15 protein-coding genes are annotated in these 15785 nt (G+C 66.8%); 11 read left to right on the top strand and 4 right to left on the bottom strand.

The window, feature by feature from the left end; translation table 11 throughout:
- Nucleotides 1-218: 218 nt before the first annotated feature.
- From dapF to ubiB, 9 genes are all read left to right on the top strand, one after another.
- Nucleotides 219-1055 carry a diaminopimelate epimerase gene (gene dapF / locus THPRO_RS13240; protein ID WP_038092606.1) on the top strand — a complete coding sequence of 279 codons (837 nt, stop codon included), beginning with the start codon at nt 219-221 and terminating at the stop codon, nt 1053-1055.
- A complete protein-coding gene (locus THPRO_RS13235) occupies nt 1055-1753 on the top strand; it encodes a DUF484 family protein (protein WP_038092609.1) in 699 nt (232 codons plus the stop codon). The genes dapF and THPRO_RS13235 overlap by 1 nt, the downstream gene beginning before the upstream one ends.
- A complete protein-coding gene (gene xerC, locus THPRO_RS13230; protein WP_065089736.1) occupies nt 1750-2649 on the top strand; it encodes a tyrosine recombinase XerC in 900 nt (299 codons plus the stop codon). Before THPRO_RS13235 ends, xerC begins: the two co-directional genes overlap by 4 nt.
- Nucleotides 2650-2722: 73 nt before the next feature.
- The gene (gene hslV / locus THPRO_RS13225) at nt 2723-3262 is read left to right on the top strand and encodes an ATP-dependent protease subunit HslV (RefSeq protein WP_038092612.1); all 540 of its coding nucleotides are present in this window, start codon (nt 2723-2725) and stop codon (nt 3260-3262) included.
- A gap of 32 nt (nt 3263-3294) precedes the next feature.
- Nucleotides 3295-4632 (top strand): ATP-dependent protease ATPase subunit HslU, encoded by a 1338-nt coding sequence (gene hslU / locus THPRO_RS13220; RefSeq protein ID WP_038092739.1) that lies wholly within the window; start codon nt 3295-3297, stop codon nt 4630-4632.
- A gap of 41 nt (nt 4633-4673) precedes the next feature.
- On the top strand, nt 4674-5045 hold the full coding sequence (locus THPRO_RS13215; protein ID WP_038092615.1) for a gamma-butyrobetaine hydroxylase-like domain-containing protein: 372 nt from the start codon (nt 4674-4676) through the stop codon (nt 5043-5045).
- A gap of 3 nt (nt 5046-5048) precedes the next feature.
- Complete coding sequence (gene ubiE / locus THPRO_RS13210; protein ID WP_038092618.1) at nt 5049-5807, top strand: bifunctional demethylmenaquinone methyltransferase/2-methoxy-6-polyprenyl-1,4-benzoquinol methylase UbiE; 759 nt, start codon at nt 5049-5051, stop codon at nt 5805-5807.
- Between the two features lie 61 nt (nt 5808-5868).
- A complete protein-coding gene (locus THPRO_RS13205) occupies nt 5869-6492 on the top strand; it encodes a ubiquinone biosynthesis accessory factor UbiJ (protein ID WP_082954651.1) in 624 nt (207 codons plus the stop codon).
- A complete protein-coding gene (gene ubiB / locus THPRO_RS13200; protein ID WP_082954650.1) occupies nt 6489-8183 on the top strand; it encodes a ubiquinone biosynthesis regulatory protein kinase UbiB in 1695 nt (564 codons plus the stop codon). Before THPRO_RS13205 ends, ubiB begins: the two co-directional genes overlap by 4 nt.
- A 9-nt stretch (nt 8184-8192) precedes the next feature.
- Here ubiB and lpdA read toward each other — a convergent pair whose 3' ends face one another.
- Genes lpdA through THPRO_RS13185 form a run of 3 tightly spaced genes read right to left on the bottom strand, consistent with a single transcriptional unit; the run spans nt 8193 to nt 13765 of the window.
- Complete coding sequence (gene lpdA / locus THPRO_RS13195; RefSeq protein ID WP_038092621.1) at nt 8193-9632, bottom strand: dihydrolipoyl dehydrogenase; 1440 nt, start codon at nt 9630-9632, stop codon at nt 8193-8195.
- A gap of 13 nt (nt 9633-9645) precedes the next feature.
- A complete protein-coding gene (odhB, locus tag THPRO_RS13190; protein ID WP_038092624.1) occupies nt 9646-10887 on the bottom strand; it encodes a 2-oxoglutarate dehydrogenase complex dihydrolipoyllysine-residue succinyltransferase in 1242 nt (413 codons plus the stop codon).
- Between the two features lie 37 nt (nt 10888-10924).
- Complete coding sequence (locus tag THPRO_RS13185) at nt 10925-13765, bottom strand: 2-oxoglutarate dehydrogenase E1 component (protein WP_052064604.1); 2841 nt, start codon at nt 13763-13765, stop codon at nt 10925-10927.
- A gap of 178 nt (nt 13766-13943) precedes the next feature.
- Here THPRO_RS13185 and THPRO_RS13180 point away from each other — a divergent pair, with 178 nt between their 5' ends.
- Nucleotides 13944-14171: a sulfurtransferase TusA family protein gene (locus tag THPRO_RS13180; protein WP_038092630.1), complete on the top strand. Its 228-nt coding sequence runs from the start codon at nt 13944-13946 to the stop codon at nt 14169-14171.
- Nucleotides 14172-14242: 71 nt separating this feature from the next.
- The gene (locus tag THPRO_RS13175; RefSeq protein ID WP_236717319.1) at nt 14243-14851 is read left to right on the top strand and encodes a TetR/AcrR family transcriptional regulator; all 609 of its coding nucleotides are present in this window, start codon (nt 14243-14245) and stop codon (nt 14849-14851) included.
- Here the strand turns inward: THPRO_RS13175 and THPRO_RS13170 are convergent.
- Nucleotides 14848-15783, bottom strand: coding sequence for a 5'-3' exonuclease (locus THPRO_RS13170; protein WP_052064606.1), 936 nt, complete (start codon nt 15781-15783; stop codon nt 14848-14850). The genes THPRO_RS13175 and THPRO_RS13170 overlap by 4 nt on opposite strands.
- Nucleotides 15784-15785: the final 2 nt, after the last annotated feature.

Genomic DNA, 15785 nt, shown 5'->3' with positions numbered 1-15785 from the left:
GGGCGCCCTGCGCGCCCAACTCGGCCGAACTCAGCATGCCGTCACGACGGCGAGCGGGACGGGTGATACTATGGACCCTTGCAAGGGCTGCCGACCCGATCCCATACCCGTGCGGGCTGGTGCTCCGAGCGCGCGAAGTGGCCGCAGGGGAACCGCGGCAGTATGGCTGACCTTTATTAGCGTTTCAAGAAGTAGGTCGGCGGACCAGGAGGGGCGGCATGGAACACAAGGGCCTGAGATTCACCAAGATGCATGGCCTCGGCAACGACTTCGTCGTCATCGACGCCATCAACCAGCATTTCGATCCGACGCCGGAAAACGTGCGCAGGCTGGCCGACCGTCATCGCGGCATCGGCTGCGACCAGCTGCTGCTGGTGGAACCGGCGGAGGGCGGCGAGGCCGACTTTCGCTACCGTATCTTCAATGCCGACGGCGGCGAGGTGGGCCAGTGCGGCAATGGCGCGCGCTGTTTCGCCCGTTTCGTCGTCGATCACGGGTTGGCGAGCGGCCCGGAGATCCGGGTCGAGACGATCAGCGGCCCGATGCGGCTACGGCTGGAGCCGGACGGCCCGGTGTGCGTGGACATGGGCGTGCCCCGGTTCGAGCCCGCCGAGATACCCTTCGACGCGCCGGCGCGCACGAAAAGCTATGCCCTGGAGGTCGGCGGCGAACAGTACGAGATCGGTGCGGTCTCCATGGGCAACCCGCATGCGGTACTGCGCGTGGACGATGTCGACGAGGCGCCGGTGGCACGGCTCGGGCCGCTGATCGAGGCGCACCCACGCTTCCCGCAACGCGTCAACGTGGGCTTCATGCAAATCGTGTCGCCGCGGCATGTCCGGCTGCGCGTATTCGAGCGTGGCGCGGGCGAAACGCAGGCCTGCGGCAGCGGTGCCTGCGCGGCGGTGGCGATCGGCCGCGATCGCGGCTGGCTGGAGGAGGCCGTGGCGGTTGACCTGACCGGCGGTGGGCTTATGATTAGATGGGAGGGCGAGGGCAAATCTCTCAGAATGACCGGCCCCGCCACCACCGTTTACGAAGGGCGTGTGGCCTGATGACCCGACAAACGACCAGCGAACCCTGCCAGGATCCCCTGAGCGAGACCGAGGTGGCGGATTACCTGCGCGCGCATCCGGATTTCTTTGCGCGCCATCTGTCCCTGCTCGAGGTGCTGCGCCTGCCCCACCCCACGCATGGCGCGGTGTCGCTGGTCGAGCGGCAGACGGCGGTACTGCGCGAACGCAACCGCCAGACCGAACGCAAGCTCAAGGAGCTGATCCAGCTCGCGCGCGAGAACGAGCAGCTCAGCGCCAATCTGCATCGGCTGGGGCTGGGCCTGCTGCAGGCGGACAGTCTCGACAGCGTGCTGGCGACCACGCGCGAACAGCTTTGCGACGAATTCAAGGCCGACGAGGTGGTGGTCCGTCTGATCGGCACCGAGGCGGCCGGCGCGCCTTACGCCAGCCCGGCGGACGATCCCGGTCTGGCGCATTTCTCCGGCCTGTTCGAACATCGCCGCCCGATTTGCGGGCGCGCCGAGCGCGCGCAGCTCGACTGGCTGTTCGGGGGTGAAGTGGCCGACAGTCTGGGATCGGCCGTGCTGATTCCGCTGGTCGATACCCAGCCGCTGGGGGTGCTCGCGCTCGGCAGCCGCGACACGGCGCGCTTTCATCCGAGCATGGGCACCTTGTTCCTCGGCTATCTGGGCGAGCTCGTGGGCGCCGCGGTGAGCAATCGGCTCGGGCGCACGTGAGCGAATCCGCGGTCGAGGCCTATCTCGACGCGTTGTCGGGTCAGCGCCAGTATTCGCCGCACAGCGTCGCCGCCTACCGCCGCGATCTCCTGCTCTACCAGGCTTTTCTGGATGCGCGCGGGCGTACGGCGGCCGTGGCCACGGCCCAGGATGTGCGCGAATTCATTGCCGGCGAGCATCGCAAGGGGCGTAGCGCCACCACATTGCAACGGCGGCTTTCGGCGATTCGGGGGTTCCACCATTTTTTGCTGGCCGAAGGCCTGGCGACCCAGCATCCTGCGTTGGACCTGCGCGCGCCCAAGAGCCAGAGGCGCCTGCCCGAGGTGCTCGCGCCGGAGCAGCTCGGGCAATTGCTGGCGAAGCGCAAAGACGATCCGCTCGCCGTGCGCGACCGGGCGATGTTCGAATTGATGTATTCCTCCGGACTGCGCCTGGCCGAAAGCGTGACCCTCGATCTGATCGATCTCGATCTGGGCGGCGGCATGGTCCGGGTCATCGGCAAGGGCCGCAAGACGCGTGACGTGCCGGTCGGGCGTCAGGCGCGCGCGGCGCTCGTTGACTGGCTGCGCGCACGCGCCGAACTGGCCGCGCCAGGCGAGCGGGCGGTGTTCGTCGGCCGCGGCGGCAAGCGATTGGGCGAACGCGCTGTACAGCAGCGATTGACCCGCCTGGCGCGTGAAAGCGGCCTCGACGTGCCGCTGCACCCGCATCTGCTGCGCCATGCCTTCGCCAGCCACATGCTCGAATCCTCCGGGGATCTGCGTGCGGTACAGGAGCTGTTGGGCCACGCCAATATCTCCACCACGCAGGTCTATACCCACCTCGATTTTCAGCACCTGTCTTCGGTCTACGACCAGGCGCATCCGCGTGCGCGTCGACGCAAGACGCCGGAGTAGGCCGAACCGGCGTCCCGCGTGGGTTTGGGTAACGGTGTTAGAATGCCCGGCCAGTGCAGGTGGAGGTCGGCGAATGGAGCAATACCGCGGTACGACAATTCTCTCGGTGCGACGCGAGGGGCAGGTCACCATGGGCGGCGACGGCCAGGTGACGCTGGGCAACACCATCATGAAGGGCAACGCGCGCAAGGTCCGGCGGCTCTATCACGACCGCATCCTGGCCGGTTTCGCCGGCGGTACGGCCGACGCTTTCACCTTGTTCGAACGTTTCGAGGGCCAGCTCGAACGGCATGGCGGCAACATGACCCGCGCGGCCGTCGAACTGGCCAAGGACTGGCGCAGCGACCGCGCGCTGCGGCGTCTGGAGGCGCTGCTCGCGGTGGCCGACCGCGAAGTGTCGCTGATCATTTCCGGCAATGGCGACGTGATCGAACCCGAGGGCGGCCTGATCGCCATCGGCTCGGGCGGCGCCTTCGCACAGGCCGCAGCCCGCGCGCTGCTCGAAGGCAGCGCGCACGATGCGCGCGAAGTGACCGAGCGCGCCTTGAATATCGCCGCCGACATCTGCATTTATACGAATCGCAATCTGACCATCGAAACGCTGGACGAGTGAACAACCGCCCGGCGTCCGCCCAGGACGCACGCATGATTCCCATGACCCCGCGCGAAATCGTCGAGGAACTCGACAAATACATCGTTGGCCAGGCCCAGGCGAAGCGCGCCGTCGCGATCGCACTGCGCAACCGCTGGCGCCGCCAGCAGCTGCCCGAGGGCCTGCGTCAGGAAGTCACGCCCAAGAATATTCTGATGATCGGCCCGACCGGCGTGGGCAAGACCGAGATCGCACGCCGGCTGGCGAAGCTGGCGAATGCGCCCTTCATCAAGATCGAGGCGACCAAATTTACCGAAGTGGGCTATGTCGGCCGCGATGTGGAGTCGATCGTGCGCGATCTGGTTGATGCCGCGATCAAGCTGGCCCGCGAGACGGAAAAGACCAAGGTGCGTCATCGTGCCGAGGAAGCGGCCGAGGAACGCATCCTCGATGCGCTGCTGCCGCGCGCGCGCAGCGACTTCCTGTCGGAGCCGGATGTGTCCTCGCCCGGCGAGGGCGCGACCCGGCAGAAATTCCGTCAGCGGCTGCGCGACGGCGAGCTGGACGAGCGCGAAATCGAGATCGAGCTGTCCGCCATGGGGGCCGGCGTTGAAATCATGACACCGCCCGGCATGGAGGAGATGGCCAGCCAGCTGCAGGGACTGTTCCAGAATCTCTCCGGCGGCCGCAGCCAGCGGCGCAAGCTGCGTATCCGCGAGGCCCGCAGTCTGTTGATCGAGGAAGAGGCGCAGCGGCTGATCAACGACGAGGAACTCAAGCTGCAGGCGGTGCGCGAGGTCGAGCAGAACGGCATCGTGTTCCTGGACGAACTGGACAAGGTGGCGCGGCGGGGCGAGCACGGCGGCACCGACGTGTCGCGCGAGGGCGTGCAGCGCGATCTGTTGCCGCTGGTCGAGGGCAGTACGGTCAGCACCAAGTACGGCAGCGTGCGTACCGACCACATCCTGTTTATCGCCTCCGGCGCGTTCCATCTGTCCAAGCCTTCGGATCTGATCCCGGAGCTGCAGGGACGTCTGCCGATTCGCGTCGAGCTGGACGCGCTGACCGCCGACGACTTCGTGCGTATCCTCACCGAGCCGGATGCCTCATTGGTGGAACAGTACACGGCACTGCTGGCGACCGAGGGGCTGACGGTCGAATTCACGCCGGAGGCGGTGCGCCGCATCGGCGCGATCGCCTTCGAGGTCAACGAGCGGACCGAGAACATCGGCGCCCGCCGCCTGCACACCGTGATGGAGCGTCTGCTGGAGGACCTCTCGTACGATGCGCCGGATCGCCATGGCGAGCATCTGGTGATCGATGCCAAGGACGTTGACGAGGCACTCGGCGAACTGGCTGTCGACGAGGATCTGAGCCGCTACATTCTCTAGCGGCATATGCATTTACCGAACATTGAGGCCCGATGAGACCGATGAGCAGCGAGCGACCCACCGAAATCCGTCTGCATCAGCAATCGCGCGTGCTGGAACTGGCCTATGAAAATGGCGAGCGGTTCCGCCTGCCCTGCGAATATCTGCGCGTGTTCTCGCCATCGGCGGAGGTGCGTGGCCACGGCCCCGGCCAGGAGGTGCTGCAGACCGGCAAGGAAGACGTCAACATCGTCGGCATCGAGCCGGTGGGCAACTACGCCGTGAAGCTGGTGTTCTCCGACGGTCACGATACCGGCATCTATGACTGGCGCTATCTTCACCGACTGGGCGAGAATCAGGCATCCAACTGGCAGGATTACCTGGACCGGCTTGCGGCGGCCGGCCACCGGCGCCGCGCGGGCGCGGAGGAGTAGCGCATGGATCAGGGCGACAGCAAGGACACCACGCACTTCGGCTACCAGCAGGTGCCGGTGGGCGAGAAGGCGCGGCGGGTGGCGGAGGTGTTTCATTCCGTGGCCGACCGTTACGACGTGATGAACGACCTGATGTCGTTCGGCGTGCATCGCCTGTGGAAGCGCTATACGGTCAACCTGGCGGCGGTTCGGCGCGGTGAGCGCGTGCTCGATCTGGCCGGCGGCACGGGCGATCTGGCCGAGCGCTTCTCGCATCTCGTCGGACCCGACGGCGAGGTGGTGCTGGCCGACATCAACGCTTCGATGCTGCGCCAGGGCCGGGCGCGCCTGGTCGACGCGGGCGTCGCGGGCAACCTGCGTTTCGCGCAGGTCAACGCCGAGGCGCTGCCGTTCCCGGACAACCATTTCAACCTCGTCACCATCGCCTTCGGTCTTCGCAACGTCACCGACAAGGCCGCCGCGCTTCGCTCGATGTACCGCGTACTCAAACCGGGTGGACGGCTGTTGGTGCTGGAGTTCTCCAAGCCGGTGTTGCCGGGGCTGGGCAAGATTTACGACGCCTACTCCTTCACGGCCCTGCCGCTGATGGGACGTATGGTGACCGGCGACGCCGGCAGTTATCGATACCTCGCCGAGTCGATCCGCATGCACCCGGATCAGCAACACCTGCGCGAGATGATGGTCGAGGCCGGCTTCGAGCGCAGCGATTATTACAATCTCACCGGCGGCATCGTCGCCGTGCACAGAGGCTACAAGTTTTGACGGCGCTGACGGCTGATACGGCATATTCGTACGAGTCCCTGGCGATCGACGGGTATTTCTGATGGCGATGCTGGTCACCAGCCTGGCGGCGGGTCTGGAAAATGCCTTGAACCTCTATTTGCAGGCCGACCCGGAGATGGCCGCCGGTCTCGACCGGATCGCCGGCAGCCGGGTCGCGCTCGAACTGGACGGTACCGGTTTGAATCTGATGCTGGTACCCGAGACCGGCGGACGGATCGCGGTGCACACGACGCTGGGGGATCCCCCCGACGCAACCATCCGCGCCACGCCGCTGGCCCTGCTGCGCACGGCGCTGTCCGATCAGGCTGCCGCCGCCGGCAGCGAGCTGGCGATCGAGGGCGACGCGGAAATCGCGCACCGGCTCTGGTCGGTATTGCGCGGCATCGAGCTGGATTGGGAGGAATGGCTGAGCGGTCCGATGGGCGATGCGCTCGCACACGCGGTGGCCGAACGCCTGCGCGGACTGGGCGCGTGGGGACGACGCACCCGCGATCACCTTGCCGGCGATCTGGGAGAGTACGTCACCGAAGAAGCCGGGATGTCACCCGCGCGTGCGGAACTGGACGACTTCATGGATGCCGTCGACCAGCTCCGCGAAGGGCTGGACCGGCTCGAGGCCCGCCTTGCCCGACTGGAGTCACGCGCGGCCGACGGGCGCGCATGAGCCGGCGTCCCAACGCCGGCGTGCTGGCCTTGCCGCGACAGATGTTGCGGCTGATTCACATCAATTTCGTGTTGGTGCGCCACGGGCTCGAAGAGGTGGTGTTCGCCATCCATCTGTTCCGGCCACTGCGTTTCATTCTGTATCTCATGCCCTGGCACTGGCTGCGCCAGCGCGATCTCAACCGCGGCGTGCGCATCCGCCGGGCGCTGGAGGATCTGGGGCCGATTTTCATCAAGTTCGGGCAGATGCTGTCGACGCGACGCGATCTGCTGCCCGACGACATCGCCCTGGAACTGGCACGGCTGCAGGATCACGTGCCGCCCTTCCCCGGTGCGCAGGCCAGACAGCTGATCGAACAGGCCTATGGGCGCCCGATCGCGGAAATCTTTCGTACCTTCGAGGACGAGCCGATGGCCTCGGCCTCGATCGCGCAGGTGCATGGCGCGGTGCTGCATGACGGGCGCGAGGTGGTGGTCAAGGTGGTCCGGCCCGAAATCGACCGCGTCATCCGGCGCGATCTCGCGCTGCTTCACGCCATCGCCGATCTCGCCCATCGCTACTGGCCGGAGGCCCGACGCCTGCGTCCGCGCGAGGTGGTGGACGAGTACGAAAAAACCGTTCTCGACGAACTGGATCTGTTCCGCGAGGCGGCCAACGGCAGCCAGCTGCGGCGCAACTTCGAGCGCTCGGATCAGCTCTACATCCCCGAGATCTACTGGGATTACGTGCGCCGCCGCGTGATCGTGATGGAGCGCATCCGCGGCATACCCATCGCCGACGTCGAGCGACTGCGCACGGCCGGGGTCGATTTCAAGGTGCTGGCCGAACGCGGCGTGGAAATCTTCTTCACGCAGGTCTTCCGTCATAATTTTTTCCATGCCGACATGCATCCCGGCAATATCTTCGTGAATGCGGACGACCCACGCTCGGCGCAGTATCTCGCGGTCGATTTCGGCATCGTCGGCAGCCTTGACACCGAAGACCAGCGTTATCTGGCGGAAAATTTTTACGCCTTTTTCAACCGCGACTACCGTCGGGTGGCAGAGCTGCACGTGGAATCGGGCTGGGTGCCCGCGACGACCCGGATCAGCGAATTCGAAGCTTCCATCCGCACCGTCTGCGAGCCGATCTTCGAACGTCCGCTCAAGGAGATCTCGTTCGGCCATGTCTTGCTGCGGCTGTTCCAGACGGCTCGCCGCTATGACATGCAGGTGCAGCCGCAGCTGGTGCTGTTGCAGAAGACCCTGCTCAACATCGAGGGCCTGGGCCGCCAGCTGTATCCCGACCTCGACCTGTGGAAGACGGCCAAGCCCTTCATCGAACGCTGGATGAGCGAACAGATCGGCGTGCGCGCCTTCGTCAAGGAGGCGCGCATTCGCATGCCGCGCGTGCTAGAGCAGTTGCCCGAGCTGCCGCAGCTGCTGCACCAGTTCCTGGAGCGCGGGGCCACGGGGCGTCTGCAGATGCAGGCGCAGGTCGAGGAACTGACGGCCTTGCGCGAGTCGCTGCGCGACGGCCGTCGCCAGGGCGTCTTGAGAACCGGTGGCGGCGCGCTGCTGATTTCCGCCGCATTGATCTACGCGCTGGAGCCGGCCGGCCTGGAGCGCTGGCTGGGTGTCCCCGCCGCGAGCTGGTTGCTGGCCGCGGGTGGGCTGGGCGCGCTGCTTGCGGCCTGGGTGCGCTGCCGCTGAATGGCGGCGTCAGCGCCGCTTCTTGGCAAGATGCAGGGCCTGCCCCGCGACGTCCAGCGCCGCTTCGTGAACCGCTTCCGATAGCGACGGATGGGCGAACAGCGTGCGTGCGAGATCCTCGGCCGTGGCTTCCATCGACAGCGCGAGCATCGCCTGGGCGATCAGTTCGGAGGCGTCGGGCGCGAACAGGTGGGCAGCGAGCAGGCGGTCGGTTTCCGCGTGTGCGAGCAGTTTGATCTCGCCGACCGCGTCGCCCTGCGCCAGCGCACGGCCATTGGCGGCCATTGGAAAGCGGCCGCAGCGGTAGGCAATGCCGGCCTGCTTGAGCTGCTCCTCGCTGGGGCCGACCCAGGCGAACTCCGGATGTGTGTAGATCACGGATGGAATGTGGTCGTAGACGATGGCGGTCGCCTCGCCGGCGATGCGCTCGACCACCATGATGCCCTCCTCCGAACCCTTGTGGGCCAGCATTGGCCCGCGTACGGCGTCGCCGATCGCCCAGACGCCGGGCAGATTGGTGCGGCAGTGGCCGTCGACGCCGATGAAGCGGCGTTCGTCGAGCTGCAGCCCGCTGTCGTCGCTGTAAAGGTCGCCGGTATTGGGGCGCCGGCCGACGGCCACGATCACGCGATCGAAGCGCTCCTGCTGTTCGCCGTCGGCGTCGAGGTAATGGACCTTGACGCTGCGCCCGCTGACGCGGGCCTCCTTGACGCGTGCGCCGAGGCGGATGCCGAGCCCCTGCGCGGTGTAGGACTTGAGCGCAAGGCGCGCCAGCCCCGCGTCGGCGATCGGCAGGAAGCTGCTTTGCGCTTCCAGCAGCAGCACCTCGGCGCCGAAGCGGCGCCAGACACTACCCAGCTCCAGGCCGATGACGCCGGCGCCGACGATGGCCAGCCGCCGGGGAACCTCGGTGAAATTGAGGGCGCCGTCGGAATCGACGATGTATTCGCCGTCGACGGGTGCGGTCTCGAGGGTCGCCGGGTGCGAGCCTGGCGCGAGGATGATGTGCTCGGCGCTCAGTTCCTTGGGGTTCTTGCGCCCGTGCGGCGTGTAGCCGACCCGGCGCGGACCCAGCAGCAGGCCGTGACCCTTGAGCCAGTCCACGCCCTGCGTCGAGAACAGTGTCGCGATGCCCTGCGTCAGTCGCTTGACCACGGCCTGTTTGCGCGCCTGGGCCTGCGCGAGATCGAGAGTGATGCCGTCGACGAGAATGCCGTGTCCGGCCAGTTCGTCGCGCAGGCGCGCGTACTGGTGAGAGGTCTCCAGCAGCGCCTTGGAAGGAATGCAGCCGGCATTGAGGCAGGTGCCACCCAGGCTGGGGCCGCGTTCGGGATCGCGCCAGCGATCGATGCACGCGGTGCGCATGCCGAGCTGGGCGGCGCGCAGGGCCGCGACGTAGCCGGCCGGTCCGCCGCCGATGACGATGAGATCGTAGTCCTGGTCGCTCATGGGGCCTCCCTGCTCACAAACCGAGCAGCAGACGGGCCGGATCCTCGAGCGCGTCCTTGATCGCGACGAGGAACTGGACCGCCTCGCGGCCGTCGATGATACGGTGGTCGTATGACAGCGCGAGGTACATCATTGGCCGTGCGGCGATGGCGCCGTCGACCACCGTCGGCCGCTCCTGAATCTTGTGCATGCCGAGAATCGCGCTCTGCGGCGGGTTCAGAATCGGCGTCGACAGCAGCGACCCGAACACACCGCCATTGGTGATGGTGAAGGTGCCGCCGGTGATCTCCTCGAGCCCGAGGGCATTTTCCTTCGCGCGTGCGCCGAAGTCGGCGATACGCCGCTCGATCTCGGCGGCGGAAAGGCGGTCGGCCTCGCGCAGCACCGGTACCACCAGGCCGCGCGGGGACGAGACCGCGATGCCGATGTCATAGAAGCCGTGGTACACGATGTCGTTGCCGTCGATGGAGGCGTTGACGGCGGGAAAGCGCTGCAGCGCCGCCACGGCCGCGGCGACGAAGAATGACATGAAGCCGAGGCGGGTGCCGTGAGCCTTCTCGAAGGCCTCGCGGTAACGCTGGCGCAGCGCCATCACCGGCGCCATGTCCACCTCGTTGAAGGTGGTGAGCATCGCGGTGTTGCGCTGCGCCGCGAGCAGCCGCTCGGCGATGCGCGCGCGCAGGCGCGTCATGGGGACGCGTCGCTCGACGCGCTCGCCGCCGGTGGGCAGGGACTCGGGCGCGTCGTCCCGCGGCACGCCGGTTTCGGCAGGGGGCGTGGGTGGCGGCGTCGTGTCCGCGACGGGCGCTGGGGTGGCCTGATCGACGGCCGCGAGGTGCGCGAGCACGTCCTCCTTGAGAATCCGGCCGTTGCGTCCGCTGCCCGCGATCTGTTCGGGCTTGAGATCGTGTTGCGCCATGAGCTGGCGCGCGGCTGGTCCGGCCGGACCAGCCGCCGTGCCGGCGGCAGGCGGCGGCGCTTCCACGACGGCGGCTCGCGCCTGGTCATCGGCGCCGTTGCCTTCCCTCAGGCGTGCGATGACCTGCCCGGCGGTCACCGTGGCGCCGGCTGGCACCAGAATTTCGTCGAGTACGCCGCTGCCGGGGGCCGGCAGCTCGAGCACGACCTTGTCGGTTTCGAGATCGGCCAGATTGTCGTCGGTATGGATCGCCTCGCCCGGCTGTTTGTGCCAGGCGGCCAGGGTGGCGTCCGCGACGGATTCGGGGAGCGGCGGGATTTTGACCTCTATGCTCATCCTGGTTTGACTCCTTGCGCCGACGGGATGCCGGTTCTCAGGGATTGAATACGGCCTCCAGCAGCGCATGCTGCTGGCGGGTGTGAAGTTCGGACTGGCCCACGGCCGGAGCCGCGGCAGCCGGACGGGCCACGCATTCCATCACCGGGCGTTTCATGCCGATGGTGTGGTTCATGGTCCAGGATAGGGACGGCCAGGCACCCTGGTTGCGAGGTTCGTCCTGGCACCAGACAAAGCGCCTGGCCTGCGGGAAATGCCGCAGCACACGTTTGATTTCCGCCTCGGGGAAGGGGTAGAGCTGTTCGATGCGGATCAGGGCGATATCCTCGCGACCCTCGCTGCGTCGGCGTTGCAGCAGTTCGTAGTAGATCTTGCCGTTGCAGAACACGACCGTGGCGACGCCGCGTCCCGGCAGCTCGTCGATTTCGCCGATGACCTCCTGAAAGCGGCCCTCGGCGAGCTCGTCCAGGCTGCTGACGGCAAGCTTGTGGCGCAACAGGCTCTTGGGTGACAGCACGATCAGCGGCTTGCGCAGCGGTCGCAGGATCTGCCGACGCAGCAGGTGGAACATCTGCGACGGGGTGGTCGGCGTGCACACCTGCATGTTGTCGTTGGCGCAGAGCTGGAGAAAGCGTTCCGGGCGAGCCGACGAATGTTCCGCGCCCTGGCCTTCGTAGCCGTGCGGCAGCAGCAGCACAAGGCCGCTGAGACGTGCCCATTTCTCCTCGCCTGCGCTGATGAACTGGTCGATGACGACCTGCGCGCCGTTGGCGAAATCGCCGAACTGGGCCTCCCAGAGCACCAGCGCATCGGGTGAGGCGGTGGCGTAGCCGTATTCGAAGGCGAGCACGGCCTCTTCCGACAGCAGCGAGTCGATGACCAGGAAGTCGCCCTGGCCGGGGCACACGTGGCGCAGCGGCACGTAGGTCCCGCGCTTGAGCTGGTTGTGCAGCACCGCGTGGCGGTGGAAGAAGGTGCCGCGTGCGGCGTCCTGGCCGCACAGGCGCACGCGGTGTCCGGCGTCGACCAGCGTGGCGTAGGCGAGGGTCTCGGCAAAGCCCCAGTCGATGGCAAGCGCGCCCGCCGCCATCTTGCGCCGGTCGTCCATGATTTTCGCGACGCGGGGATGCAAGGCGAAACCCTCGGGCAGTTTCTGCAGGGCTTCCGATAAGGCTTGCAGGCGCTCCAGCGGCAATGCGGTGGGCGGGTCTTCCGCGGGATCGGCCTCGACGTAGCGACGCCAGTCGACGGCGAAGGGGTAATCGAGCGCCTGGCTGTCGATGCGGTTGGGCACCACGACCAGACCCGCCTCCAGCTGCTCGCGGCAGCCGGTGGCCAGTTCGCGGGCGCGGTTTTCATCGATCAGGCCCAGCGTCGCCAGCCGCTCGGCATAGCGCGCACGGGTGGTCGGCAAGGCCTTGATGCGCTGATACATCATCGGCTGGGTCACGTCCGGCGCGTCGGCCTCGTTGTGGCCGTGGCGGCGATAACAGACGAGATCGATGACCACATCCTTGTGGAAATGCAGACGGTAGTCGAGCGCCAGCTCGGTGACGAAGGCGACCGCCTCGGGGTCGTCGCCGTTGACGTGCAGGATGGGGGCGCCGACCATCTTGGCGACGTCGGTGCAGTAATGGCTGGAGCGCGCGTCGGTGCGGGTGCTGGTGGTGAAGCCGATCTGGTTGTTGATCACGATGTGCACGGTGCCCTTGGTGGAGAAGCCCCGCGTCTGTGACATGTTGAGCGTTTCCATGACCACGCCCTGGCCCGCGAAGGCGGCATCGCCATGGATGATCACGGGTAACACCTCGCGCCCTTCGGCGTCGCCGCGGCGGTCCTGACGCGCGCGCACCGAGCCCTCGACCACCGGGCCGACGATCTCAAGGTGCGAGGGATTGAAGGCCAGTGCCAGATGAACCGGCCCGCCCGAGGTCATGCGGTCGCTGGAAAATCCGAGATGGTATTTGACGTCGCCGGCCAGCGCCCTGCCCTGATGCACGCCCTCGAACTCCTGGAACAGCTCGCTCGGGGCCTTGCCCATGATGTTGATCAGCACGTTGAGGCGCCCGCGGTGGGCCATGCCGAGGACGATTTCGCGCACGCCGTTGCCGCCGGCGCGCTCGATCAGGATATCGAGCAACGGAATCAGGCCTTCTCCGCCTTCGAGCGAAAACCGCTTCTGGCCGACATAGCGGCTGTGCAGATGTTGCTCCAGCGATTCGGCGGCGGTCAGCCGCTGCAGCAGGTACAGGCGGCGTTCGTCGTCGGGTTCAGGGCTGCCGTAGGCGCCTTCGAGACGTTGCTGCAGCCAGCGTTTTTCGGCGGTGGCGCCAATGTGCATGTATTCCGCCCCGATCGTGCCGCAATACGTGGCTTCCAGCCTGCGGACGATCTCGCGCAGCGGCGCACGCTCGACGCCGACCATCGAGCCGGTATGAAAGGGCGTGTCGAGATCGTGCTCGCCCAGTTGGTAATGCGCGAGCTGCAGTTCCTCGGGACGGGATGCGGAGTGCAGTTCCAGCGGATCGATGTCGGCGGCGCGGTGACCGAGAAAACGGTAGGCGTTGATCAACTGCAGCACGCGCAGTTGTTTGGCGATGCCGGAAGCGCTCGGTTGCGCGCTGTGTCCGCCCGGGTGGCGATCGCTGCGTACGAACAGCGCGCGGATCGGCGCATGCGCGACGTCGTGAGCATGCCCGTCGACGCGCGGCAGCGCATCGAAATAGCGCCGCCAGGCCTGCGGCACGCCGTCCGGCGACTGCAGGTAGGTTTCGTACAGGGCCTCGAGGTAATCGGCGTTGCTGCCATAAAGCAGCGAACTGGCCCATTCGTCCTGCATCGAGGGCGAATCGGGCGGTGGCTCTTGTGCGTCGTCCATGGAGGCGGCCGTCTTCCGGGTGGCTGCGTGAGCTGTCACATTAAGTTCAATACTAACGCACGTACGCGGGATTGGCTGGCCGGAGTTGACGCCCAGGGTACGCGCATCTATGTTAGTAAACGAACACTAACTTGTGTTCGGGGATTCTAACGCCAATCGTCATGCGAGGTGAACCGATATGAATTTCGACACGGAACTGGACGCCAGCGGCCTAAACTGCCCGCTCCCGATCCTGCGCACCAAGAAGGCCATGAACGAGATGTCCAGCGGTCAGGTCATGAAGGTGATGGCGACCGACCCTGGCGCGGTCAAGGATTTCGAAGCCTTCTGCAAGCAGACCGGCAGCGCGCTGCTGGAGCAGGCCCAGGAGTCGGACCGCTTCGTTTTCTTCATCCGCAAGCAATAGCGGCGCCTGGCCGTGGGGTGGGCCGGGAGCGCGCTTGTATACTGGGCGGCTGGGCCACAGGAATGACCGCCATGCAGAAGCGTTTGCGTGCCCCCGAGCGGCGGGCCTCGATCCTGCGCGAAGCCGCGGGATTGTTCGCCGACAAGGGATTCCACGGCGTATCGGTCGACGACATCGCCAGCGCGGTCGGCGTCAGCCCGGCCGCGCTGTACCGTTATTTCCGTTCCAAGGAGGCGCTCTACGAGGCCGTGCTCGACGAACTGGCGTGCACCCGAGAGGACTACATCGAAACCGTGCTCGCCGGCGAATCCGACTTCGCGGCCGTGCTGCGGGGCCTGATCCGAACCTTCGTGCGCGGCATGGCCGAGCAACCCGATCTGCTCAAGATGGAATTGCAGAGTCTGCTGGAGGGGCGCGCCGCGGCGAACTCCTTCTTCGAGCATCGCTGGAAGACCTTTACCGATTACATCGAATTCTCGCTCAACGAACTGCAGCGGGAAGGCCGTGTGCAACCGCTGGACGCACGCCTGAGCACGCTGATGTTTCTAGGCATGGTGCGCGAGGCGCTGATCGTCAAATGCCTGCCCGGCCAGGATCGGTTTGCCGGGAGAACGCTGGACGAACTGGTGGACGGGCTGGTGCGGCTGTTCCTGCGCGCGGTGGGATATTCGCGTGACTAGGGCGCGACTGGCAGCGGTTCGGCGGTGGGCGGCCAGTTTTCCAGCAGACGGTGCCAGCGCTCGCGCAGGCGTGTGCCGAAACCGAAGGCGTCGAAACACGCCTCGAGCTGTCGGGGGTCGGCCGCGCGCGGTACGGTCGGGTGTTCGATCGCAAGCGGCACGTCGCAGTCGATTCCAGTGAGTTGCCGGGCCAGGCGCACGATATCCTGATGTTCCTCGACCAGGCGCATCAGGCGGGCGGCGCCGCGCAGCTTGAGGCCGCCGATGCGGGGGATATCGGCGAGCAGGGCATCGAGGCCGTCGAAGGGCCGCAGCAGGCGCGCAGCGGTGGCCATGCCGACGCCGGGTATGCCGGGGATGTTGTCCACCTTGTCGCCGGCGAGCGCCAGCTGATCGGCGATCAGTTCCGGTCTGACGCCGAACACGCGCTCGACGCCTCGCGGTCCGAGCCTGCGCGCGCGCGCATAGTCCCACCACACGTCGCCCTCGCGCACCAGCTGCGCGAGATCCTTGTCGCCGGTGAGCAGCGCGACGCGCCGGCCGGATGCCCGCTCGCGGCGTGCCAATGTGCCGATCACGTCGTCCGCTTCGTAACCCGGACGCGCCAGCATGCCCAGACCGAGTGCTTCGACAAGGCGGCGGCAGTGACCGAACTGGCGACGCAGCTCGGGCGGCGCTGGCGGGCGATTGGCCTTGTATTCGGGAAACAGCGTGCGTCGCTGCGAACCGTGCAGGGTCTCGTCGAAGGCAAAGGCGATGCGTGCGGGTCGCTGGACGTCGAGCAGCTCATATAGGAATTCGGCAAACCCGTACACCGCGTTGGCCGGCTCGCCCTCGGCGTCGCGCAGATCGTCGGGCCAGGTGTGCCAGGCCCGGAACACGTAGATGCTGCTGTCGACGAGTAGGCTGTAGCCGGGCTCGAGAGGGGTCATGC

The organism is Acidihalobacter prosperus (genome assembly GCF_000754095.2).
GTDB classification, from domain to species: Bacteria; Pseudomonadota; Gammaproteobacteria; order DSM-5130; family Acidihalobacteraceae; genus Acidihalobacter; species Acidihalobacter prosperus.
This window is presented reverse-complemented; position numbering and strand designations above follow the sequence as displayed.

Bases quoted from the DNA above. Each gene is read 5' to 3' on its own strand.
- hslV (WP_038092612.1), top strand. From the start codon at position 2,723: ATGGAGCAATACCGCGGTACGACAATTCTCTCGGTGCGACGCGAGGGG.
- THPRO_RS13180 (WP_038092630.1), top strand. From the start codon at position 13,944: ATGAATTTCGACACGGAACTGGACGCCAGCGGCCTAAACTGCCCGCTC.
- odhB (WP_038092624.1), bottom strand. From the start codon at position 10,887: ATGAGCATAGAGGTCAAAATCCCGCCGCTCCCCGAATCCGTCGCGGAC.
- THPRO_RS13175 (WP_236717319.1), top strand. From the start codon at position 14,243: ATGCAGAAGCGTTTGCGTGCCCCCGAGCGGCGGGCCTCGATCCTGCGC.
- dapF (WP_038092606.1), top strand. From the start codon at position 219: ATGGAACACAAGGGCCTGAGATTCACCAAGATGCATGGCCTCGGCAAC.
- THPRO_RS13215 (WP_038092615.1), top strand. From the start codon at position 4,674: ATGAGCAGCGAGCGACCCACCGAAATCCGTCTGCATCAGCAATCGCGC.
- THPRO_RS13205 (WP_082954651.1), top strand. From the start codon at position 5,869: ATGGCGATGCTGGTCACCAGCCTGGCGGCGGGTCTGGAAAATGCCTTG.
- lpdA (WP_038092621.1), bottom strand. From the start codon at position 9,632: ATGAGCGACCAGGACTACGATCTCATCGTCATCGGCGGCGGACCGGCC.
- THPRO_RS13235 (WP_038092609.1), top strand. From the start codon at position 1,055: ATGACCCGACAAACGACCAGCGAACCCTGCCAGGATCCCCTGAGCGAG.
- hslU (WP_038092739.1), top strand. From the start codon at position 3,295: ATGATTCCCATGACCCCGCGCGAAATCGTCGAGGAACTCGACAAATAC.
- THPRO_RS13185 (WP_052064604.1), bottom strand. From the start codon at position 13,765: ATGGACGACGCACAAGAGCCACCGCCCGATTCGCCCTCGATGCAGGAC.
- ubiB (WP_082954650.1), top strand. From the start codon at position 6,489: ATGAGCCGGCGTCCCAACGCCGGCGTGCTGGCCTTGCCGCGACAGATG.
- ubiE (WP_038092618.1), top strand. From the start codon at position 5,049: ATGGATCAGGGCGACAGCAAGGACACCACGCACTTCGGCTACCAGCAG.
- THPRO_RS13170 (WP_052064606.1), bottom strand. From the start codon at position 15,783: ATGACCCCTCTCGAGCCCGGCTACAGCCTACTCGTCGACAGCAGCATC.